This is a genomic window from Cellulomonas endometrii (assembly GCF_949769265.1).
Taxonomy (GTDB): Bacteria; Actinomycetota; Actinomycetes; order Actinomycetales; family Cellulomonadaceae; genus Cellulomonas; species Cellulomonas endometrii.
The window spans coordinates 69,790-91,440 of sequence record NZ_CATKPC010000012.1 but is presented as its reverse complement, the minus strand read 5'-3'; the positions used below and the strand labels follow the sequence as shown (position 1 = coordinate 91,440).

Genomic DNA, 21,651 nt, shown 5'->3' with positions numbered 1-21,651 from the left:
CCTTTCGGGAGAGCCCGCATACAACGTTGTAAGACAACGTTGTAAGTGCGATCCTGAGGCACGGGATCGGCCGGTGTCAACCCCGGGCGAGGGGTGCCGGACCCCGCGCGGGTCAGGACGCCGTCGACTCCCGGACCACCAGGTGGAAGCCGGGGGCGACGACCTGCGGTTCCCGCTCCTCGCCCCGGGCGCCGGAGATGCGCGCGACCAGCAGGTCCACCGCGATCCGGGCGATGTCGTGCCGGCCCGGCTCGACGGTCGTGAGGCTCGGGTAGGTGTAGCGGCCGTCCGCGACGTCGTCGAACCCGACCAGCGCGACGTCCTGCGGGACCCGGACCCCGCGCTCCTGCAGGGACCGCATCGCCCCGAGCGCCAGGTCGTCGTTCATCGCGAACACCGCGTCCATCGTGACGCCCGCGTCGAGCACCGCGGCCATCGCCTCGGCGCCGCTGCGGCGGTCCCACGTCTCGACCGGCACGACCAGCGCGTCGTCCGCCGCCACCCCGCCGGCCGCGAGCGCCACCCGGTAGCCGGCGTGCCGCAGCGCGGCCACCCCGGTGGTCTCGGACGCGTGCGCGCCGAGCAGCATGACGCGCCGCCGCCCGAGGCCCAGCAGGTGCTCGGTCGCCGCGCGCGCGGCCGCCTCGTGCTGCATCGTCACGTGGTCGACGGGCCCCGGGAACAGCGGCTCGCCCAGCACGACCAGCGGCCGGGTCGCGAGCTCCGCCCCGATGTCCTCGTGCGTCAGCCCGAGCGGCGCCAGCAGGAGGCCGTCCGTCAGCGACAGGCGCGGGTTGCGCAGGGCCTCGAGCTCCCGGTCGCGCTCGCCCCCGGTCTGCTCGACCAGCACGACCAGGTTCTGCTCGGCAGCCACCCGGATCACCTCGTCGGCGAGCTGGGCGAAGAACGCCTGGCTCAGCTCCGGCACCGCGAGGCCGATCACGCCGCTGCGGCCCAGCCGGAGGTTCCGGGCGGCCTGGTTCGGCCGGTACCCGAGCTCCGCGACGGCGGCCAGCACCTTCGAGCGGGTCGAGTCGCGGACCTGCGGGTGGTCGTTGAGGACGTTGGACACGGTCTTGAACGAGACCCCGGCGACGCGCGCCACGTCGTGCAGCGTCGGGGCGCCCCTGCCCTCGGATGGCGTGTGCACGAGGGTCACGTTACAACGTTGCACCGGCGGATCCGGCCGGTACTACGAGAGCAGCCCCCGCGCCGCCCGCGACGGGTCGGGCCCCCAGACCTCGCGTCGCCCGCCGGCGTGCGCGACCGCCGCCACCACCAGAGCGAGCTGCCGCGGCCCGAGGGTCATCAGCTCGCCCAGCCGGACCGCGGGGGCGTCGTCGACGCCGGACAACGAGGCGGCGAGCAGCAGCAGCCGCCGCTCACCGGACGACACCCCCTCCACGAACGCGGACACGGCCGCGAAGTCGATCCACGGCCCCGGCACGTTCCCGGTCGGCGTCCCCTGCCGGACCCACGGGTCCTCCGGCCGCGCGAACCCGGCGCGGATGAGCAGCTCGGTCGCGGCCTCCAGCGGGTCGATCCCCCGCGCCCACGCGCGCAGGCCCGCGTGCAGCCCGGTCACGTCATCCACGACGCACCCCGGGCCCGCCGCGACCGCTCACCGGCCACCCGCGCGCCGGCGGAGCTGCCCGATGCGCAGGGACGCGAAGACCAGCACGACCACGCCGACCGCGACGCCGGCGATCAGGAGGGCGAGGGCGAGCGGGGCGGTCCCGCTCATCCCGAGGAACGACACCGCCACCGGGCCGGTGTTCTGGAGCATGAACACGATCAGCGCGATGAGCAGGAGCACCCCGACGCTGATGCCGAGCCACGCCGCGCTGGTGCGGGTGCCCGCGCCGCGCGGGCGGGTGGCGCGGGGTTCGCGGGTCCGCGGGACGGCCGGCTCACGGGTGCGCGGGGAGAGGGGGCTGGAGGCGGGCTGGACGGGCATGACGCCCTCCGATGCTGCTGGATCCGGGTCGTCGCCCCCCTGGGAGGTCCTCGACACCGGGCTGCTCCCGACTTTACGCCGGTCACGCCGCGGCAGCGCCGGAGAGCAAGGTCTCCCGGGCCCTGTTCGCGCCACCGCCCGCGGGTCTACGGTCGGCCCATGATCATCTTCCTGATCCGGGTGCTGATCTACCTCGGCTCCGCGGCCCTCGGCCTGTGGATCACGTCGCTCGTGCTCGACGGGTTCCACCTCAGCGCCGGCGGGTTCGTCACGGCGGTGCTCGTGTTCACCGTCGCGCAGGCGATCCTCACGCCGTTCATCGCCAAGATCACGCGCCAGTACGCCAGCGCGTTCCTCGGCGGGATCGGGCTGGTGTCCACGTTCGTGGCGCTGCTGATCGCCCAGGCGATCTCCGGCGGGCTGGAGGTCACCGGCGGTGCGGCGACGTGGATCGCGGCGGTCGTGCTCGTGTGGCTCGTGACCGCCCTGGCGACGTGGCTGCTGCCGTTCGTGTTCCTCCGCAAGCGGCTGGAGCAGCGGCGCGCGGCGGCGGGCGGGCCCGCCGGGCGCTAGTCCCTGCGCCAGCGGGTCAGCTGCATCGTCAGCGCCCAGGCAGAGACAGCGGACAGCCCGACCACGCAGACGACGACGGCACTGGGCGGGTCGTCGTCGCGCAGCAGCAGCACGAGGCCGAGGACCGCGACCAGGGGGAACACCCCGAGCAGCAGGGCCTTCGTACGCCTGTCCGGTGCCGGCGCAGCCATGATCTCTCCCTCTCGACCCGCGGGCGCTAGCGCGCGTCGACGTCGCGGTCGCCCGGCCGTGGACCCCGGAACTCCGCGAGCCGGGGGTCGCGGCGCACCCGACGGTGCTCGCTGACCACCACGAACACCGCCCCGGCCATCGCGGCGAGGATGCACCACCACGTCCACGGGGGCATCGGGTCGAGCGACCGGCCGACGACCATGCCGACCAGCGCCAGGCCCGCCAGCACCCCGACGACCTTCGCGGCGGGCGTCATGTCGCGGACCCGGCGGCCCTCGGCGTGGTGGTCCGGCTGCGTCTCGCGCGTGCCACGCCGCACCGCCGCGCGCGTCAGCAGCACGACGCCACCGATCAGGACCACGCTGATCAGACCCCACACGTCGACGCGCACTCGATGACTCCCGCCTGCTGGACGTCAGTGGCGCCAGTGTGGCAAGAGCCCGGACGGGACGCACGAGGGGGACGGCCCGTGGACCGTCCCCCTCGCCCGCGCTCCCGCAGCCGGCGTCAGTCGCGCCGGCGCCACCGCGTCCGCGGCGCGACCAGCGCCGCACCCAGCAGCAGCAGCCCGGCGACCACCGTGAGCAGGGCGACCGTGCCGGCCGACCCGGTCACGGCCAGCGCGCCCCGGCCTGCGGTGAGGACGTCCGGCGCGGCGCCCGCGCCCGCCCCGCCGCCGGACCCGCCGTCCGGGTCGCCACCGGTCCCGCCGCCCGACCCGCCGCCCGTGGGCAGCAGCACCAGGCCGGCGTCGACCGTCGGATCCAGGTAGTCCGCCTGCACGCCGTCGCCGGACGTCACGGGCCGGACCCGCCCCTGGCCGGCGCCGAGCGTGACCGTGCGGCTCCACCCGGCCGCGTCGGCGTCCGAGTCGCTCGCGGCGTCGCCCCGCAGCGCGGTGGTGAACCCGTAGCGGGCGGCCGTGGGGCCGTCGAGCACGAACTCGACGCGGTAGTCGCTCGCGGGCAGCAGGTCGAACGCGTACCGCCCGTCGGCGTCCGTGGTGGTGGTCGCCACCGGGACGTCCGAGCCGGCCGGGTAGAGGCGCACGGTGACGCCCGGCACGCCGGGCTCGCCGTCGTCCTGCTGTCCGTCACGGTCCTCGTCGACCCACACGCGGTCGCCCAGCGCGTACGTCCGGGACACCGCGACGCCGGCGCGGTTGGGCTCCAGCGTCTCGTGGTCCAGCCCGGACGGGGTGACGCTGGCCGTGGTGACGACCATCGTGTTCCACGCCGGGGCGTCCACGTCGGCGGCCGCCGTGTCGTACGACGTCGCCGAGCGGGTGCGGAACGTCGCGGTGATCGTCTCCCCCGGCTCCAGGTGGTCCGCCGAGAGGTCCAGGTCGACGCGCACGCCGCGCACCTGCGACAGGTCGTCGACGTCGGCCGCGGGGGTCCAGACGTCCTCGGCGCAGCCGGTGCCGAACGGGTCGGCGGACCGCGGGTCCCCGGTGTAGGCGCAGGTCTCGCCCGCCAGGAGGTACCGCACCGTGCTGGTCGCACCGGCCGGCAGGCCGGTGAGCTGCAGGTCACCGAGGTACGCGGTGGCCCACACGCTGCCGCGGGCGCTCGAGCTCTGCGAGCGCGAGGTCCCGGTGTCGCCGGCGTACGGCAGGACGTCCACCAGGGTGGCGCTCGCGGTCGGCAGGTTGCCGGTGTTGGTCACCCGCAGCCGCCACGTCTCGGTGCCGCCCGGCTGGGTCCGCACGAGGCACGGCGTCCGGTAGAACCCGTCCTCCGGGACGCACGCCTGACCCGACCCGGAGGTGTTCACCACGCCGGTCGGCGTGGCGCCGGGCGCGACGTCCTCGGCCACGTCCTTGACCCGCAGGTAGTTCGGCAGCGCGACCACGTCCACCTCGGCCGACGCCCGCCGGTCGAGCCCGCCGGCGGCGGTGAGGACGAACCCGTTGACCAGCGTCGTGCCGGCCGGGGTGCCGGCGCGGACCGCCAGCGGCACGGTGGCCACGACCTGCTCGCCGGGCATGAGGCGCGTGCCCGCCGGGAACGTGACCCGCAGGTCCGTCCCGTCGAGCGTCACGACCGGCTCCGCACCGGCGATCGCCGCGTCGGACGGGGTGACCGCCACGGTCGCGGCGCCGTACGCCTCGGGCGCGTAGACGAGCAGCGCGCCCGACGCGTCGGCGGGCAGCACGTCCGTCAGCACGGGGTCGACGACCGGCGCCGTGCCCGTGTTGGTGACGGTCAGCCGGAACGGCAGCCGCGTGCCGGGGCCGGTGGTCGTGGTCGCCGGGGTCTTCGACACGGCCGCGTCGAGCACGCCGTCGGTGACCGTGTACGTCGCCTCGGCCGGGTCCAGCACGACGGGCGTCGGCTGGTGCTCGGCCTGCACGGTGCCGGTCACGACGTTGGTGAGCGTGCCGGCCGGGACCTCGGCGCCGGTGCTGCGCAGCTCGGCGCGCGGCCGGAGCGTGAACAGGGCCGTCGGGCCCTCGAACCCGCCGACCTCGCGGTTCTCGAACCACGACCCGGACGGCGCCGTGAACGTCACCCGCACGCCGGTCACGTCCGCGGCGGACGTGCCGTCCGGGAGCGTGGCGGCGCCGTCGGGCAGCGGCGGCATCGTGGTGCTGACGCCCGCGGGCAGCGCGCTCGTCACCGGGGCGGTCCAGGACCCCGCCACGCGGTACTGCACGGCGGCGGTGTACCCGGCGCCGTCCGCGGCGGTGACGCCGGCCAGCGCCTCCAGGCCCACCAGGTCGAACGCGTCCCAGAACTGCTCGGACGTGTCCTCCAGGACGTACTGCGCCGGCCGGCTGACCGACGCGTCGCTGACGCGGCGGGCCGTCAGCGACAGCCGGACGGTGCGGTCCGGGTCGGCGGAGTACCGGGTGCCGGTGCCCGGGGACACCGACTTCGCCAGCGCGCCGTCGAGCGGCTGCAGGGCCTCCGGGTACAGGACGGTGGACGCCTGCGCCGCGTCGGACGGCGTGCCGTCCCCGAGGTCGCCGAGCAGGGTGTTGGTCAGCAGGGTGCTGGGCGCGCCGTCCACGGTGCCGGAGATCGGCGCACCGCTGCGGGTGGTGCTGCGCAGCACCGTGTCGGCGACCACCCGCAGCACCGCGCCGTCCGGCAGGGTGCCGTCCGCGCGGGCCTCGACCGACACGACGTCGGCCAGGTCCTCAGCCGAGAGATCCGCGACCGCGGACGCCGAGCCGAGGTCGTGCAGGACGCCGCCGTCCGCCGCGCGCAGCACTACCCGGAGCGTCCCGGTGCCCGAGGGCGCGGTGACGGTCAGGTGCGTGAGGTCCACGTGGTCGAAGGCGTTGCCCGCGGTCTGCGGGTCGGGGTCGGTCAGCCGCAGCGTGCCGACCGGGATGCCGGTGACGTTCTGCACCTGCATGGTCAGCCGGTTCTCCGGCCGATCGGCGCCCGCGTCGGTGTTGTCCACGCCGATCAGCGCGGACGCGTCACGCCACGACTTGCTCGCGTCCACCCGGCGGATGTCCACCGGGGCGTCGCCGGGCCCGAAGGTGACGTCGTCGTCGGCCGGCGCGACACCGGTCAGCCCGGCGCCCACCCCCGTGCCGGTGCCGGTGGCGGTCACGGTGTTCCGCAGCGTCGTCCCGGCCGGCTGCGCGCCGTCGAGGGCGAGCACGAGCGTCACGCGGGGACCGAACGACCCGTCGACCGGCAGGGACGCGCCGGTCGCGGTCCACACGACCCGCACGCCGTCCACCCGGCCACCGTCCGCCGGCACCGCGACGTCGAGCAGCGCGGCGGCGTCCGTCGTGGGGCCGGCCACGGTGGACCAGGCACCCCCGCGGCGCACGAGCACTTCGGCGCGCGAGCCGGCCGGCACCTGCACGGAGCCGATCCGGTCCAGCACGGCGGCGTCCCACAGCGGGGAGTCCGGGCCGGCGACGTCCTCGACCACCAGCGAGCCCACCGGGACCGTGGTGTCGGCCGAGACCCGGCCCGTCACGGTCGCCACGAGCTCCTGGCCGTCCGCCCCGGGCAGCGGAGCGCCCGCGGCCTGCTGGGTGAGCGTCTTGGCGGCCGTGGTCACGACCTGCCGGGGGACGACCGTGAGCGCGGCGCTCGTGGTGCGCGGGGTGGCGGCGGTCCCGTCGGCGGCGGTGCCGTCCACGGCGACCTCGTTGGTGAACGACCGCAGGTCCGCCCACGCCGGGTCCGTGGTGACGCGGAACGGCACGGCGGCCGCGGCGCCTGCGGCCAGCACGCCGGTGTACTCCACGGTGAAGCCCGTGACGACGGCGCCGGCCGGGGCCGTCGGCCACGCGGTCGTCGCGCCGCTCGGCGGCGTGACCGTCGTGGTGAGCGGGAGGCCCGGCCCGGTGCCCAGCAGCGTCACGGACGCCCCGGTCGCGCCGGCCGGCCAGTCGGCGGCGGGCACTGCGCCCGACCCGTCGGCACCGAAGCCGGCGAAGGCCAGCAGCCCGTCCGCGGTCGCCCCGAGGGGGCCGGCACCGGCGGTCGAGGGCTCGGCGATGCGCAGCGCGGACAGCGCGGTGTTGGAGGAGTTCCGGGCGGTCAGGCGGACCACGGAGGGCTGCCCGGCGACCACCTCGGCGCGGGCGGCACCGTCGAACGTCTTGCCCGCGGCGACCTCGACGGTCACCGAGTTGATCTGGAAGTCCGCAGAGGCGGTGGCGGACGCGTCGCCGCGGGGCGTGCTCAGCGTGGCGGCCGCGGTGTTGGTGACGCGGGTCGTCGCGTCGCGCGGCGCCGAGCCCGACTGGCCGAGCACCAGCGGGACGCTGCCGGGCGCGCCGCCCGCGACGATCGTGCCGTCGGGCGTCGTCGCGCCGTCGAACCGCAGGACGACGGCCGTCACCGCCGCGAGGTCCACGGCGTCGGCGTCGATGTCCTGGCCCGGCAGGAACGGGCCGAGCGTGGTGGTGCCGTCCGCCGTCGTCAGCTCGACGCTCAGGGAGGAGGCGCCCTCGGGAGCGGTCCACGCGCCGAGGGAGCGGAGCTCCAGCGGGGTGCCGGGCCCGAAGGCCGCCGGCGCCCCGGCGGCGGGGTCGGTCACCGTGAGCGCCGTCGCGGCGACGGGCGAGGTGTTGCGCGCCCCGAGCGTCGCGGTGACGTCACCGGCCTCGCCGGCGACCTGGTCGGAGGGGGCGATCTGCTTGGTCAGCGCGACCTGGGGCGTGACCGGCACCGCGATGGTGACGGTGGCCGCGGCCTGCGCGGGGTCGGCGTTCGTCGCGGTGGCGTCGGCGGTGTTCGTCACCGTGCGCCCGTCCCACGACAGCGGCGTCCCGGCGGGCAGCGTGCTCCGCAGCAGCACCGACACGCTCTGGCCGGCGGCCAGGCCGACGACGCCCGGGTGGTTCGCGTCCGTCTCCCGGAACGCGACGCGCACGTCGTTCCCCGTGACCGTCACGGTCGCCTGGCCGGTCTGCTCGGACTGGACGGCGACCCCGTCGGCGTCGAGCACGAACGGCTCCGGCACCACGTCGGCGACCGTGACGTCCTCGCAGAACGCGACGATCGACTCGCAGGTCACCTCCACGGTCCACGTGATCCGGTCGCCCGGCCGCGCGGTCGCCGCCGACGCGGTCTTCCGGACCGTCAGCGTCCCGCGGTCGCCCTCGGCCGCGCTCGCGGCCCCCGGCGCGGCCACGGTCAGCACCGCCGTCACGAGCATCAGCGCCAGCACGGTCACCAGCGCGGTCAACCGCGCCACCGGCCGCCCGATCGACGCGAGCCCACGCCCACGTCCCGTTCCCCAGGTCATCCCCACGTCCATCCGTCTCGACATCGCCGGTGGTGGTCGAGCGCTCGTGCGCGCACGTCCGGCTGATCGGACATCGGGGTGGGGCGGGGGTGAGCGGAGGTGAGTGCCGGGTGAACGGCGGGCACCTTCGCGGTCAGGACGTGCCGGGGTCCCGCTCGGACGTGGCGAGACCCTCGACGTTGCGCGCGATCTCCTCGCGGAGGGTCGCCTCGGCGACCGCGCCACCCTCCGGGAAGAACGTGAGGGTGAAGCCGCTCGGGCCGTCCGCGCCCGCGGGGATGGTCACGTCGAACGTCGAGCCACCGGGCCGCCGCCGCACCCTCACGTCGACGCCGTCGACGGTCATGACCGTGGTGTCCTCGACCGTCACCTGGCCGGCGTCGAGCGCGTGCACGAGCGGCACGAGCGTCTCGCGGACGAACCGGTCGAGGTCGTCGCTGGTGTCGAGCTCGGTGAGCGGGACTCCGTCGACCTGCAGCGCCGTGTCGCCGTCCGGGCCCACCACGAGGGCGACGTGGTGTCCGGGAAGGCGCACGTCGATGACCTTCCCCGACCGCCCCACCGGATGGACGGCCACCGATCGGAACGGGTCGTGCGCCCCGCTCGGGTCCGTGACCGCACGGATCACGGCGGCGAGTCGGTCCGCTGGATGCTCGCTCATGGTCCGCCTCTCCAGGCGATCGGGCGTCGGGCGTCGGAGGGAGTGCGTGTGCTTCTCACCCTGCACCATCGCGACGGGGATGCGGGCCGGACCGTCGTACGAGGTCGACGGTCCTGTCGATCCGCACAGCCGGTCGGCGTGCGCGGGTCGCGAGGGCGGCCGCGTGGCGGCGCGTGCGGACCCGGCGCCGGGAGCGCGACGACCGCGACCATGACGAGCACGACCGCGCAGGCCAGGACGACCGGACCGAAGGCACGCGTTCCGGCCCCGCGGCGTGGCAGCCTGGCGGTATGCGCGGATTCCGGTGGGGCCTCGTGGTGGTGGCGGTCGTCGTCGGCGCGGTGTCCGCGGCGGGGCGGAACTGGTGGACCGTGGCGGGTATGGCGTGCGTGATCGTCGCGCAGGTGCTCGCCGAACGCGACGCCCGCCGCAGGGCGGCCCGGGGCCAGGTGGCGGCGCCGGAGTAGGCGGCGCCGGCGCGAGCGACCCTCGCATCGCGGGGGTGACGCTGCACGCCCGGTCCACGAGGGGCCCCGATCGTCCGACTCTCGCGAGTTGGGGCGACCGTCCAGGCATCTCTGCCCGTCGGCAGCGGACCCTGACAGGGCGAGCCGATCGTAGGAAATAGACGCCCTTCGTAGGAAATGAGAGGCAACCTCCGTACCGACGATCCGCGGCAGCCGTTGGAACCAGCGGGAGAGCCGTGTCAGCGCGGGGGTCGCTGTTCGCCGGAGGATCGAGAGGCGCGCCGACGGTCACGACCGTCACGATGTCGCCCTCGACACCAGGGCCCACGGGTATTCACCGTCTAGGCGGTCACGAAAGCGCGCACGTCGTGGCGCAGCCGGTGAATCACTCTGAGCGCATCGCGACCCTTGCGGCACTGCAGGCGCCAGCGAAGTCCGACTACTGCCTGACCGACTCGAGTTGAGGTCGTGGTCTGTTGCGGCCGTGCCTCCCGCTCCTGTGGCAGGCGTCGGCGTCATCGCGTCTGTGGTCTGGGGCTGAGGACGTCCAGACGCGGAACCTCCTGTCGCGATCGGCGTGTCACCGCACCCCCACCTCGTCGTCGTAGGTTCCGACATGTCGGATATCGCGGTCCCAGTGCTCGATGACGATCTCCGTGGTGGCGCCGCCAGCACCGTCCTCGTCTTGGACCCAGACCCAGTACGCCCGTGAGTCGAGCGTCTCCCAGCGCGGGTCGCTGAAAGCGTCCAGCAGCTCGTGTTCCCCCGGATAGCGGCGCTCGAGAAGGGCACCCTCGACATGTGGGACGTGCCATGCCGGAGTGCTCGTGTGGCTGAGCTCGACGTCTTCGGACATCAGCATCGCCGACATCAAGATGCCACGGTCGTCGAGCTCGTGCACGATGACGAGCTGCAGTCGAGAGTCATCGCGGACCGCAAGTGCTCGACCGCGTCCTCCGCGGACGTGAACCACAACCCGCGCATCACGGTCATCTCGGCCGGCCGCATCGGCCGATCCGGTCGGCACAGGCACCGCGATGCGCTCGACGGCCTTCATCACGGCAATCGCGACCGGTTCGAGCATCTCACTCATCAGCCGCTGCACGCCCGTGAAGTCACCCGACGACGACGCGAGGTTCAGGGCATCCGCGAGGCGCTCGGCCAGATCGTGCGAATCGACGAGGGTGGTGAGCGCCTCGACGCGCGGCGACCGGCGGCCGTCGACGTCGGGTACGACAATAGAGATGCGCGATCGTGTCTCCGCATTCAGCAGGGCGAACGTGTAGCGGTCCGGGGAGAAGCTGGTCATGACGAGGAGGTCCTCACGTGACCAGGGACGCGCGCTCAACCTCTGGGGCGAGGGCGCGAAAGGTGGGTAGGCCGCTGGATCGGGTACCGCCCGATCTGCTCAACTGACAGCAGGCTAGCGGCCTCGCGTGTCAAGCGTCAGTCGTTCACGCGCGTTCGATCACCTCCGGCTTCGGCGCGGCCGACCCCCGCGGGTGCTGAGCCTCAGTGGAGAGGACGAAGGACAGGAGCGCGGCGAACGAGTCAATCGGTGGTGCAGCGATCTCGGCAGAGCGTCCGACATGTGCGGCGAGGTTCGTCGCCGCTCTGCCGAGGTCGACAGCGGCACTAGCACCCATCCCGGCGAGGACGTACCTGCTGACGCGCGGTGCGTAGCGCGCGGTGATGCCGACTCGTGCGCCGGCTTCCGCCCAGGAGCCCGCTCCGCCGAGCCGTGCTGCCGCGAGAGAGACCGCGGCACGGCGAAGCAGGATGTGCGGTGGCCCATCGGCGCGCCAACCGTCAGGGAGTGCTTGGAGAGGCGCCACTGTGGGTAGTGGGCTCTCCCGGAGTCCGAAGACGTCCAGCCCGGCCTGTCGGTAGCGGTGGTCGAGACGAGTAGCGACGCGCGTCCTCGACGTCTGCCAGGACTCGATGGCTGGTTGCAGCGCGGACGTCGCGGGGATGCGGTCGCGGACCCGGTTCGTGATGAAGGCATCGCCTTCGTCAATGAGCTCACGCAGCTCGTACGCTGCCGCACCGACGTCTGAGGCTTCGGCGATGACACCCGCGACGACGAACACCGCCCGGGCGTCGCTCGGACGTGGCGGCGTCAACCACGGACGGGCTGCCCAGCGGCGGATGCCGACCGCGCCCGCGGTGAGCGCCGCTCCTGCACGCCACACGTCTAGCGCGACCGCACTCGGCACGGGGTCACCCCACAGCGTCGCCCAGTCGTCCTCGACGAGAGTGGTGAGTCGTGCTTGCACCACGACGTCGATGTCGGACACGGCTTCCGCGACCGCTGCACGCCACAAGGCGCCACACGAGCAGCGTTCGTCGGTCGCGCCGTCGTGAGCGTTCGTGATCAACCGCGTGACGGCCCCGCACTCGGAGCACTCGTCGCGCAGCAACCGTCGGTGCTCGGTGCACGCGAACGCCCACGGAGAGAGCCACGAGACCCGCCACGTCCCGTCCTCGCACAGACAGTCCGGGCAGTACCTGTCTGCCCTGAACTGCCACCAGTGCGCGCGTTGGTGGGTGAGCGCGTCACGGTTGCCCCGGATGCTCGCCTGGTCGACGCCGTCCCGGAACGCCCCGAATCGTTGAAGAGTCATCGCGCGCACCTGCGCCGGCGTGGTGTCGAGCTGCCGCGCGAAGGCCGCAGTGACCGACGGCGGGACGAACGCGAAGCCGAGGACGTTCCGGCGACGGCGGGCCGCCGGGTAGAGCTGCGCGACCACCTCGGTCATCGGGATCCTGGATGAGCGCACGACTCGCCAGAGGTAGCCACCGAGCGACTCGTGCGTTCTAGGCGTAGCGGCGGACGGCAGCATCGCCGGCTCCTTCCACGATGTCGCCTAGGTCGAGCCGCCACACTGCCGTCAGTGCTGTGGCCATATCGATCGCGTTCAGCGCGTCAGCGTGGCTTGCTCCGCGGCGCAACAGCGGCGGGAACGAACGAGGAGCAAGACACGCCCACCTGTCGAGGAGCCACCGACTGGCGTCCACGGAACGAACCCCCAGCGCCGAGGCGAAGCCCTCGACGAGTTCCCCACCTGCGGCTGCGTCGTCGATGACGATTCGGCGGCGGTCCGCGAAGTTGATACCCGCGTGTTCGAGCTCGCGCCGGATCCGTGCGACCGCAGACCAGAACTCGACCTCGCGCCCAGCCGCGTGTACCTCTCGGACAGCCTCACGGGCTATGAAGCCCACCGGTCTGCTCAACCCGAGGGCTCTGGTCGGCGAAGCCCACGAGGCGGATCCCCCCGGTTGGACGAGAGCGATCGCGACGATCGTCCGAACTGCATCCATGTCGAACTCGCAGAGGAGATCCGACACTTCGACGGGGAGCAGATCTGCGGGAACTGCGGAAGGCATCCGGTCGACGCAACCGAGGCTCCCCGGGCGCGGCACCTCAACATCACCGTTGGCCAACAGCTGTCGCTCTCGCGCACGATTGACCGCGATCCTGAGCCGGTCCCGACCGTCGCGATCGACAGCTGGTGGAATGCGGGGGCGTTGTCGCTTCCGAGCCGCACGCTTCGCGAGATCGACCATCGGCAGGGATTGAGATGCAGCCTCCGGCCCCTCGGTCACAAGCGTGACCGCAGCTATCAGGTCACTCACCTGGAAGGTCCCGGCCACAACCGCCGGTGCTGGCCTCGCACTGTCCTTGACGCGCGAAGCTCTCAGCAACGCCACGGTACGCATTGCGTCGACCGCGTTCGTAGCGTCGCCGCCCCGGATCGCGTCGAGGAGCCGAACGGCAACCGCGCTGGCGTGCACGATGTCGACCGCAGGCCGAACGGTTGGTCCAGGTCCGCCGCACGGATCCTTGCCATCGCGGTGGACGAAGTGCCCCGGGCTTTCCGCAGTCGTCCACACGGCATGCAGACCCAGCAGGGTCGCGCACTTCTCGCACCGTGCGACGAGTGCTGTGCGATGGCTCTGGCACACAGTGAGCAGCCCGGTAAACCACCGTGCGTCCCAGTAACCGGCGGTTACGCACCGAACGCACACCGGGATGAGCGTCAGCGCCCGGTTGGCAGCAAGGACGTCGTTGAGCGCCCCGTCTCCGAACGACCGAACGGTCATCGCCTGGACACGATCGGTCGTGAGCCCGAACGCCCCAGCGACCTCGCGCGCTTCGTCCGGTGACGCCTTGAGCGTCAGCCGCTCCAGCGTCCGGGCCGAGCGTGGGATCTGCAGTTCGGCGAGCAAGTCGCCGACCCCCATTCGCAGCGGGATCGTCATTCGAAGGAGGAACCCGCCGAGCGCCTCGAACTCCGCAGGGGTAGGGCGGACCGGCAGGCGCGGCTCGAGTTCACGCATCGTCGTTCTCCGGTACTCCCAGCTGATCCAGCAGCGCGGTGAGGAACGTGGTTCCTTCGTTGACCGCGACGTCGGCGGCGTCGTTGATCTTCTTGGAGGCCCGCCCGATCCGGCCACCGACCTTGTGGTGCGTGAGGGCGCTGAGCTCCGGGTCGAGGAAGGCGTCCGCTGCTACCTGGCCGTCTGGCAGGTGTACCTGCGAGGCGAGCTTGCGCATGAGCGCCTGCCACTGGACGGACTCAGCAGGCATCGTGTGCTCGCGCTCGTGCACCCACGTCGTGCGCTCCGCGATCTGCTCCGAAGCGATGCGCCCTCGCCGGGTCGTGGAGTTCAGGACTTCGCTCTGCTCCAGCCGTGCACCAATCAGCACGATCGTGACCGGGAGCGAGGCCATCAGGTTCCGGATGATGTGCGTGATCTCCGGCGCGTACGGGCCCTGCACCTCGTGGATCTCGTCGATCGCAAGGCCGACGACCTCGCTCTGCTCCACGATTTCGGCCATCCAAGTGACCGTCGAGTCGATACTGCCCGTCGGGTTGTCACGGCCGAAGCCCTTGGCGAGCGCCCGGATGAAGTCGCGTGGACCGCTCGTCGCTCCCGTGCGCGCGTAGATCCACGGCATCCGGGGGATGTCGCCTCGGACGATGCGCCCTTGGGCTGCCCACGCGGCGGAGGTGTCACGAAGCATGGGTCGCTCGATCGCCTTGGTCTTGCCCATGTGCGGAAGCGCGTTCACCGCGACTACCCGTTCGGCATCGACGTCGTCGGCGTTCCGGGCAACGACCCGGCGGATCGTCCGGGCGACTGCGTTGGCGAAAGGCGTCGGAACCCAGATCGGCTGTCCGCTGCACGAGCTCATCGCGGCCGCGTCGGGATTCTCGGGCGCTACGCACCTCGGCGCGTGGGACGCGTCCATTCCGCTCGTGTACGCCTTGTCCATCGCCACAATCCGGTCGGGCCACGAGCGCCGATCGACGAGCTTGCCCAGTCTCACGGGATGTCCTCGAACGAGAACGTGCGGACGTCCTGCCTGACCGCGGCGGGCTTCGCCTTGGGGTCCTTGCGCGCCCGGGCGGCGGTGAGGTCGACCACGTCGGCGTCATCCCCGACGCTGTGCAGGACGCCGGCGAGAGCGGGGTCATTCGCCGACAGCCGGCGCCGTTCCTCTTCAGCGACGCGCCCACGCCGGTTCCGGCGGCGCGCGGCTCGACGTTCGCGTTCGAGCTCTTCGTTCCCGGCCGTGACGATCTGGCGGTGCTCGTATCTCACGCGTCCCGTTTCGAGCAGGCTCTGCGTCGCAGTCGCGGTGAAGTTGGTGCGCTCCCCGGACGCGCGGCGCTCACGCAGGTCCGCTTCGACGAACGCCTGGCCGACGGTCTGCTCGTCGTTGTACTCCGCCTTCAGGCCGACGCTGCGGTACTTCTTGTCTTCAGGCCGCCGGACGAGCACGCGGTCGGGGAAGTACGGGTCGTAGCGCACCTCGAGCGGAGGACAGCGGGTGCCGCGATCCTCGTCGCGCAACCCGTTCAACTCGTTGCCCTGGTAGACGTGCTTGCCGACGCGCATCCCGGCGAAGGTCGCGCGGGCGGTTGCGTGGTGCAGGAAGTCCGCGACGAAGTTCTCGTCGATGGGAACGGTGATCTCGTCCCACGGGCTGTTGTGGTTGATGAAGCACTCCATCGGGGAGACAGACCGACGGCGGTCGAGCGGGTCCCGGACGCTGCGGTGCTTGCGATCGTGGTACGCCCGGACGACCCATTCCCGGAGCATCAGCTCGAACTGCTCGATCGTCGGACCGAGCGCGGCGCCGGTCTGGTCACCGCGGTCCTTCGGGGACGCACCCTTGTCTCCGGGAGTGCCTGAGGTGACGAGCGCCCAGTTCCGCTGTACGGCCTCGACGAAGCCTTTCGCGGTACCGGTGCACGTCGGTGCCTGGTTCACGTCGACGCCGTGCTGCGCCAGCGAGATCCACGTCTCAGTGCTGTCCATCTGAGGCCCGCGGTCAAGCTTGACACCGTCGATGATCGGGCGCATGCCCTCTGGCAACGCGAAGGCCGCCGGCACGCAGGTCCACTCGCTCTTGTCTCGCAGCCGCCACCTCCTGCGGAACGCACCCGAGAGCAGGTCGAAGAGCAACAGCTTGACGTTGCCGGACACGACACCGGCCGGGACGACCCGCAGCGCAAGGATCATGCGGGTGCACACGTCGATAGCGACGAGCACCTCCGCCGAAATGGGTTCTCCCGCCGGAGTACGGCAGAAGGCGTTCACCGGAGTCGAGTCGATCTCGACGACCTGTCCCGGGCGCAGGACGTCCTGGTGTCCGAACGGGCGTTTCGGTCTGACGTCCTTGCTCTGCCGGGTCGAACCGGGATCGTCCAAGTACTTCCCGGAGGCGCCATAGTCGATCAGGTCTAGTCGTAGCTTCTTGCTGACCGACTCCGGGTCGACGCCGTGACGTTCAAGAGCGGCGAGGAAATCCGCATCACGGATCTCCCAAGTCAGGGACCCGACGCCGGGCGCCGTGTGGATCAACGTCACTTCCTCGAGCGCGGCCCAGACCCGCTTGTCCTTGATCTGGGTGAAGACCTTCAAGACCGCGTGCTTGCGCGCGTCGAACAGCACGCCCAGCCCCCGCTCACCACCCCAGAGGGCGTGGCGGATCTTCAGGTAGAGCTGAGAGAAGCTCCACCCCTTTCCCCAGTCCGTCGTCAGCTCCTCGGCCTTCGCCCGCATGCGCTCGACGCGCGAAGGCACCTTCTCCGGGTCGTACTCCTCCTTGTACCCGGGAAGCTCACGGAAGCCCGGCCGCGCCTCGGTGAAGCTGCCGTACCTGTCACCGTGCTCGACCTGGCACATGTGCTCCAGCGCCAACGACACGTACAAGCGGTCCTGCGGGTTGAGCATCCGCATGAGGCAGCGGGTGCGAGCGTCGTACGGCAGCGGCTCGTCGTCCTCGTCCTCCTTCGGCTCGGACTCCGACACCCACGCCGCCAGGTCGTTGAACGGCATCTCGATGAGCTCGTCGCGAACCTCGACGTAGGCGATGACCCGGTAGTCGATGATCCCGACGTGGGAGAGCCGGAAGGGCTTGCCGTTGCGGACGTACTCCTCTGTTCGACGTAGGCGCCTGCGCTGGCCGGCGCCGTGCGGAGCAGCCCGACGGCGACTCATCTCGTCCTCCACGCGCGGCGGGGCGAACGAGGACGGGAGCTGAGCCAGCTCGACGGCCGCAGCTCGGTGTTCATGTCGATGAAGAAGTCCCGCTGCCACAGGGCACGCAGCGCCCTGGTCCGACCGGTGCGTCCACCGCCGTACGCGTTCACGAGACCGGTGAACGTCTCCGGTGCCCCGGTGATCCGCTCGACCGAAGCGTGCTCCGACGCCATCTCGATGAACGCGAGATTGGCGCGGCGAACCTCGGGCAGCCCACCTTCGGTCCCGACCTCGTACTCCAACCCGTGCACGAGTGCGGTCAGTGACGTCAGCGTGAACAGCCGACGCTTCTCCGGGGTCAGGTAGGCCCGCGCCGAGATGTCCACCAGCGTGAGCTGACCATCCCGGACGAAGCCGGCATCGACGTCGTGGAACTCGACCGTCCCGTCCGGCCAGTGCCAATAGATCCGCATGAACTGGGTGTTGAACTCTTCGTAGCCCTCCCACGCGAGCTCGAGGTAGTGGTCGTACTCCAGGTCGGACCAGTACCAGCCCTGGAAGTCCCCACGTGGGTGGGCGATCGCGACCTTGCCGGTGAAGTTCTTCTGTGCCCGCCAGGTCGTCGGTCGGGTGATCTCCTCCAGGTCGTACAGGTCCGCGCCGCACAGGTCTGCCGGGCCGACCAGGCGTGTGCGCCCGCGAGGCCGCAGGGCAACTCGGACGACACCAGGGCGAGCGATCAGATCCAGCGTTTCCGCCGAGATCGGCGCACGCTGCGTGAACGGAGTCGGCTTCGCGGGCAGGTCACCATCGAGAAAGCACTGGCGTCGTCCACGCTTGAAGCCCACGACGTTGGGCCGTTGGTAGGGCCGCCGCCACACCAGGTACTCAGGCTCGGGAGATCGTCGCGGCGCGCTCTGCGTGAGAGCGAGAGCCGCGGGCACCGGCGCCCCTACCCTTGACGGGCGTAGTTCAGCGGGTGCGTCGTTGCGCGACGCTGTCGGTGGTGGGTGAGAGCATCCATGTCGCGTCCAAGGGTTCGGTTGGTACCTGACTGCTGGGCGTGGCGGGCTCGCCCACCGGGCCAGTCGCCCCCGGCATGGGGTGGCTGGCCCTTTCTCTTGTCTCGTGACGAGCCGCTCGCGGCATCGAGCTCCTCGCCCTGAAGCGGTTAGGTCGGGCGTCCCGGACGACCGCAGCGCGTGGGTCGTGGTGCTCACTCTGGAGCGGGCCGCATGAATCCGTCAAGCCCGCGAAGCCCTCCACCGGGAGCACCGTTCGCGTGCCCCCGGGTGTGTTGTTACAACACACCCGCTCGGTGATACCCCAGTGTATAGACGCTTTCCGAGGCGCTCGTCCCGGCGCAACAACGGCGCCGGAGCATCATCCTTCGGGCATCATCGCGGCACCGCCTCGCCGCGCCCCGGTTACGGATCCGTACAAGTTTCGCGGGCCAGCGACGAGACTTCACCCGTGCTTCGGCCTACCCTCGTCACCATGACACCGCCGGCCTCTGACGAGAGCGGCGCCTTCGACGCCCCCAGCCTCGCGGCGCCAATCACCTACTTCACCCAGGCAACATGGCCCGACGGCGACCCCACCCCTGGGACGCCGAGAGCCGTTCTGTACGCCGCAGAGTTCGCGTCGTTCTTGCGCCGCCGGGCACTTGAGCACGGCGGGACGCTCAACTACGGGTTCGAACAGATCCAGAAGCGCACCGGCCTCTCCGGGGGGTCGCTACGGCACATCTCCGATGGTCGGCGCTGGCCTGGGTTGCAGATCGTCGCGCACATCGAAGAGGCGTTCCGGCAAGACTCCACTGGCTACAGCGCGGTGCTGCGACGGCAAGACCGCGACGCGCCGACCAGGCGCTGACCGCGACGATCACGGCGATCACGGCGATCCACCACGGCTCCCGCGCGACCTACGGCGCCCCGAGGGTCCATGCCGAGCTGCGCCTCGGGCTCGGGATCACCTGCGGCCGCAAGCGGGTCGCGAGGCTGATGCGTGCCGCGGGGTTGGTCGGGGTCTGTCACCGGCGCAACCGCCGGGGACAACGCCCGCTGCCCGCCCCGCACGAGGACCTCGTCCAGCGGCGGTTCACCGCCGACAGCCCGGACCGGTTGTGGTGCACCGACATCACTGAGCACCCCACGAGCACCGGAAAGGTCTACTGCGCCGCGGTGCTCGACGTGTTCACGAGGAAGATCGTGGGCTGGTCGATCGCCGACCACATGCGCTCCGAGCTGGTCGTGGACGCGCTGCAGATGGCAATCTGGCGGCGCCACCCCGCTCCCGGGAGCCGGCGTCCACCCCGCCCTCGCCGCGGTGCCCAGCGTGGGGGCGCTCGTCATCGGCCTCGCGCTCGTGGCGAGATGACCGGCCCGCGCCCGACCGGGCACCCCCCTCGCACGGCTGAACGGCTCGGGGGCGGCGGCGTGGTCCCCGGCGCTGCTCCTCATCTCGGGTTACGGCGTCCGGGACGCCTGGTCGATCACGCGGTCACGGTCGGTCAGCGCGGGGAGGTCGACCGTGAATGCGGTGCCTCTCTCCGCGGAGCTGGCGACCGTGATCCGCCCTCCGTGCGCCTCCACCAGGGACTGGGCGATCGCCGTCCCGAGCCCGGACCCCCCCGACCCGGCTGCCCTCGCCCGCCCGGGGTCGGCGCGCCAGAACCGCTCGAAGACGTGCGGGAGGTGCTCCGCGGGGATCCCGGGGCCGGTGTCGGCCACGACGAGCCGGTGGCGGTCCTCGCCGGGCAGGACGCGGACGGTGACCACCGCGCCGTCCGGCGTGTGCTGCACGCCGTTGCCGATGAGGTTGCGCAGCACCTGGGCGAGCCGGGCGCCGTCGCCCAGGACCGGCGCGCTGCGGTCGGCGTCGAGGCGCACCTCGCGGTCCGGGAAGGCGATCCGTGCGTCCGTCACGATGTCGCGGGCCAGCTCGGCGAGGTCCACCCGCTCGGCCTCGAGCGGTCGACCGCTGTCGGTCCTCGCGAGCGTGGCGAGCTCGTCGACCAGCAGGCGCATCCGGATGAGCTGCGTCTCGACCCGCTCCAGCGCGGAGTCCTTCCGGTCGGGGTCGGTCAGACCTCCGCGCAGGTACAGCTCGACCCACCCGGTCGCGGCGGTCAACGGCGAGCGGAGCTCGTGCGAGGCGTCGGCGACGAAGGCGCGCGTCCGCTGCTCGGCGTCCTGCTGGGCGTCGAAGGCGCTGTTCACCATGCGCGCGACGTTCGCCACCGCGGGGTCACCGTCATCGTCGACCGGCAGCCGGACTGTGCGGTCCCCGCGCGCGATCTGCGTCGCGCGCTCGGCCATCGTGGTCAGCGGCCGCAGGCCGCGGGCGACGATCGCGACCGCCACCCCGATCAGCAGAGCGATGGTGATGGCCGCGGCGACGGCGAGCGCACCGACGATCGTGGCCAGCGTGGCGCGACGCTGGCCGCCGTCGGACACCAGGACGATCCGGTCCACCGTCGTCGACCCCGAGGCGTCCTCGTACGCGAGCCCCAGGCCGGAGGTGTCGACCGACAGGGCGACGTCGTCGTCGGCGATCGTCTCGGCATCGGGCGAACGCACCGCCACCGCCGCCGTCAGGTCCGGACCGACCGGCGGCTTGTGCGCGAGCACGTGGTCGTCCGCGTCCAGGAGGACGACGCCGACCTGCGCACCAGCGGCGCCGTCGAGCGTCTCCGCCGTCATCACCGCGCCACCGGCGCCCCCGAGGCTGCTCGTGACCCGCGCGGCCGCCACCTCCAGCGACGTGCGGTCGCGCTCGTCCAGCGCGTGCGAGGCCAGCAGGTAGCAGATGACCGCGGACAGCACGATGGCGAGCGAGGTCACGACCGCGAGCGTCACCGTCAGCCTCGCCCGGATGGATCTCGGTCTCACGAGGGCTCCCGCACCGTGTACCCGAACCCGCGCACGGTGCGGATCAGGGGGTCGTGGCCGTCGTCGACCTTGCGCCGCAGGTTGGACACGAACCGCTCCACGACGTTGCCGTCCCCGCCGAAGTCGTACTGCCACACGGCGGCGAGGATCTGCCCCTTCGACAGCACGCGCCCGCGGTTCTCAAGCAGGAGCTCGAGCAGCCGGAACTCCGTGGGCGACAGGTCCACCGGCTCGCCCGCCCGCCGGACCTCGTGCCGTTCGGGGTCGAGCTCCAAGTCTGCGCACCGCAGGACGTCCCCGCTGTCGCGACCCGGCCCCCGACGCAGCAGCGCCTCCAGACGCGCGACGACCTCGACGGAGCTGAACGGCTTCGTGACGTAGTCGTCGCCCCCGAGCCTCAGACCCCGGACCCGGTCGTCGACCGCGTCCCGTGCCGACAGGAACAGCACCGGCAGGTCCGGCTCCTTGCGCCGGACCAACTGCAGCAACTCGAACCCGTCGATCCCCGGCATCGTGACATCCAGCACCAGGACGTCGGGGGGCTGCTGCCGCAGGACGGTGAGCGCGGCCGTGGCGCCCGGGGCCAGGTCCACCTCGAACCCGGCGAAGTCCAGGGTGGACGCCAGCATCTCCCGGATGTCCGGGTCGTCGTCCACGATCAGCACGCGGTGGGCCATGGCG

At 72.3% G+C, this 21,651-nt stretch carries 18 protein-coding genes and 1 pseudogene; 4 read left to right on the top strand and 15 right to left on the bottom strand.

Annotated features, from left to right (window positions below; all coding sequences use genetic code 11):
* Positions 1–112: 112 nt before the first annotated feature.
* The 3 genes from QNH85_RS13640 to QNH85_RS13630 are packed head-to-tail and all read right to left on the bottom strand — an operon-like array spanning position 113 to position 1,957.
* Positions 113–1,150 (bottom strand): LacI family DNA-binding transcriptional regulator, encoded by a 1,038-nt coding sequence (locus QNH85_RS13640; protein WP_282947254.1) that lies wholly within the window; start codon positions 1,148–1,150, stop codon positions 113–115.
* A 42-nt stretch (positions 1,151–1,192) separates the two neighbouring features.
* Entirely contained in the window at positions 1,193–1,594 is a 402-nt protein-coding gene (locus tag QNH85_RS13635) for a hypothetical protein (RefSeq protein ID WP_282947252.1), read from the bottom strand.
* 27 nt (positions 1,595–1,621) lie between these two features.
* Entirely contained in the window at positions 1,622–1,957 is a 336-nt protein-coding gene (locus tag QNH85_RS13630; RefSeq protein ID WP_282947250.1) for a LapA family protein, read from the bottom strand.
* Positions 1,958–2,116: 159 nt separating this feature from the next.
* Between QNH85_RS13630 and QNH85_RS13625 the strand changes: the two genes are divergently transcribed.
* The gene (locus tag QNH85_RS13625; RefSeq protein ID WP_282947249.1) at positions 2,117–2,530 is read left to right on the top strand and encodes a phage holin family protein; all 414 of its coding nucleotides are present in this window, start codon (positions 2,117–2,119) and stop codon (positions 2,528–2,530) included.
* Here QNH85_RS13625 and QNH85_RS13620 read toward each other — a convergent pair.
* From QNH85_RS13620 to QNH85_RS13605, 4 genes are all read right to left on the bottom strand, one after another.
* Positions 2,527–2,721: a hypothetical protein gene (locus tag QNH85_RS13620; protein WP_282947248.1), complete on the bottom strand. Its 195-nt coding sequence runs from the start codon at positions 2,719–2,721 to the stop codon at positions 2,527–2,529. The two genes, QNH85_RS13625 and QNH85_RS13620, sit on opposite strands and share 4 nt — an antisense overlap.
* Positions 2,722–2,747: 26 nt before the next feature.
* On the bottom strand, positions 2,748–3,113 hold the full coding sequence (locus QNH85_RS13615; RefSeq protein ID WP_282947246.1) for a hypothetical protein: 366 nt from the start codon (positions 3,111–3,113) through the stop codon (positions 2,748–2,750).
* Between the two features lie 116 nt (positions 3,114–3,229).
* Positions 3,230–8,392, bottom strand: coding sequence for an SdrD B-like domain-containing protein (locus QNH85_RS13610; RefSeq protein ID WP_282947244.1), 5,163 nt, complete (start codon positions 8,390–8,392; stop codon positions 3,230–3,232).
* Positions 8,393–8,585: 193 nt separating this feature from the next.
* Positions 8,586–8,987: a hypothetical protein gene (locus QNH85_RS13605; protein ID WP_282947242.1), complete on the bottom strand. Its 402-nt coding sequence runs from the start codon at positions 8,985–8,987 to the stop codon at positions 8,586–8,588.
* 416 nt (positions 8,988–9,403) lie between these two features.
* Here QNH85_RS13605 and QNH85_RS13600 point away from each other — a divergent pair, with 416 nt between their 5' ends.
* On the top strand, positions 9,404–9,580 hold the full coding sequence (locus tag QNH85_RS13600; protein ID WP_282947240.1) for a hypothetical protein: 177 nt from the start codon (positions 9,404–9,406) through the stop codon (positions 9,578–9,580).
* A gap of 580 nt (positions 9,581–10,160) precedes the next feature.
* Here the strand turns inward: QNH85_RS13600 and QNH85_RS13595 are convergent.
* The 6 genes from QNH85_RS13595 to QNH85_RS13570 all read right to left on the bottom strand — a co-directional run bounded on the left by QNH85_RS13595 (position 10,161) and on the right by QNH85_RS13570 (position 17,925).
* Positions 10,161–10,889 carry a hypothetical protein gene (locus QNH85_RS13595; protein WP_282947238.1) on the bottom strand — a complete coding sequence of 243 codons (729 nt, stop codon included), beginning with the start codon at positions 10,887–10,889 and terminating at the stop codon, positions 10,161–10,163.
* A 145-nt stretch (positions 10,890–11,034) separates the two neighbouring features.
* On the bottom strand, positions 11,035–12,423 hold the full coding sequence (locus tag QNH85_RS13590) for a TniQ family protein (RefSeq protein ID WP_282947236.1): 1,389 nt from the start codon (positions 12,421–12,423) through the stop codon (positions 11,035–11,037).
* The gene (locus tag QNH85_RS13585) at positions 12,398–13,921 is read right to left on the bottom strand and encodes a TniQ family protein (RefSeq protein ID WP_282947234.1); all 1,524 of its coding nucleotides are present in this window, start codon (positions 13,919–13,921) and stop codon (positions 12,398–12,400) included. The genes QNH85_RS13590 and QNH85_RS13585 overlap by 26 nt, the downstream gene beginning before the upstream one ends.
* Positions 13,914–14,915: an AAA family ATPase gene (locus QNH85_RS13580; RefSeq protein WP_282947232.1), complete on the bottom strand. Its 1,002-nt coding sequence runs from the start codon at positions 14,913–14,915 to the stop codon at positions 13,914–13,916. Before QNH85_RS13580 ends, QNH85_RS13585 begins: the two co-directional genes overlap by 8 nt.
* Positions 14,912–17,107, bottom strand: a complete 2,196-nt coding sequence (locus QNH85_RS13575; RefSeq protein ID WP_282947230.1) for a hypothetical protein — start codon at positions 17,105–17,107, stop codon at positions 14,912–14,914. Before QNH85_RS13575 ends, QNH85_RS13580 begins: the two co-directional genes overlap by 4 nt.
* Positions 17,092–17,925: a hypothetical protein gene (locus tag QNH85_RS13570; RefSeq protein WP_282947228.1), complete on the bottom strand. Its 834-nt coding sequence runs from the start codon at positions 17,923–17,925 to the stop codon at positions 17,092–17,094. Before QNH85_RS13570 ends, QNH85_RS13575 begins: the two co-directional genes overlap by 16 nt.
* A 649-nt stretch (positions 17,926–18,574) precedes the next feature.
* On the opposite strand from QNH85_RS13570, the gene QNH85_RS13565 reads away from it, so the two are divergent.
* Both QNH85_RS13565 and QNH85_RS20055 read left to right on the top strand, forming a co-directional pair.
* The gene (locus QNH85_RS13565) at positions 18,575–18,952 is read left to right on the top strand and encodes a hypothetical protein (RefSeq protein ID WP_282947226.1); all 378 of its coding nucleotides are present in this window, start codon (positions 18,575–18,577) and stop codon (positions 18,950–18,952) included.
* A pseudogene (locus QNH85_RS20055) lies at positions 18,841–19,359 on the top strand (IS3 family transposase); the annotation flags it as partial. The gene QNH85_RS13565 and the pseudogene QNH85_RS20055, both read left to right, overlap by 112 nt.
* A 186-nt stretch (positions 19,360–19,545) precedes the next feature.
* Here the strand turns inward: QNH85_RS20055 and QNH85_RS13560 are convergent.
* Both QNH85_RS13560 and QNH85_RS13555 read right to left on the bottom strand, forming a co-directional pair.
* Positions 19,546–20,922, bottom strand: coding sequence for a sensor histidine kinase (locus QNH85_RS13560; RefSeq protein ID WP_282947224.1), 1,377 nt, complete (start codon positions 20,920–20,922; stop codon positions 19,546–19,548).
* Between the two features lie 44 nt (positions 20,923–20,966).
* On the bottom strand, positions 20,967–21,647 hold the full coding sequence (locus QNH85_RS13555; RefSeq protein WP_282947222.1) for a response regulator transcription factor: 681 nt from the start codon (positions 21,645–21,647) through the stop codon (positions 20,967–20,969).
* Between the last annotated feature and the right edge of the window lie 4 nt (positions 21,648–21,651).

What these genes read in the sequence shown, in the direction of transcription:
- QNH85_RS13630 (WP_282947250.1), bottom strand. Translation starts at nt 1,957, where the DNA reads ATGCCCGTCCAGCCCGCCTCCAGCCCCCTCTCCCCGCGCACCCGTGAG.
- QNH85_RS13625 (WP_282947249.1), top strand. Translation starts at nt 2,117, where the DNA reads ATGATCATCTTCCTGATCCGGGTGCTGATCTACCTCGGCTCCGCGGCC.
- QNH85_RS13620 (WP_282947248.1), bottom strand. Translation starts at nt 2,721, where the DNA reads ATGGCTGCGCCGGCACCGGACAGGCGTACGAAGGCCCTGCTGCTCGGG.
- QNH85_RS13600 (WP_282947240.1), top strand. Translation starts at nt 9,404, where the DNA reads ATGCGCGGATTCCGGTGGGGCCTCGTGGTGGTGGCGGTCGTCGTCGGC.
- QNH85_RS13595 (WP_282947238.1), bottom strand. Translation starts at nt 10,889, where the DNA reads ATGACCAGCTTCTCCCCGGACCGCTACACGTTCGCCCTGCTGAATGCG.
- QNH85_RS13590 (WP_282947236.1), bottom strand. Translation starts at nt 12,423, where the DNA reads ATGCTGCCGTCCGCCGCTACGCCTAGAACGCACGAGTCGCTCGGTGGC.
- QNH85_RS13585 (WP_282947234.1), bottom strand. Translation starts at nt 13,921, where the DNA reads ATGCGTGAACTCGAGCCGCGCCTGCCGGTCCGCCCTACCCCTGCGGAG.
- QNH85_RS13565 (WP_282947226.1), top strand. Translation starts at nt 18,575, where the DNA reads ATGACACCGCCGGCCTCTGACGAGAGCGGCGCCTTCGACGCCCCCAGC.
- QNH85_RS13555 (WP_282947222.1), bottom strand. Translation starts at nt 21,647, where the DNA reads ATGGCCCACCGCGTGCTGATCGTGGACGACGACCCGGACATCCGGGAG.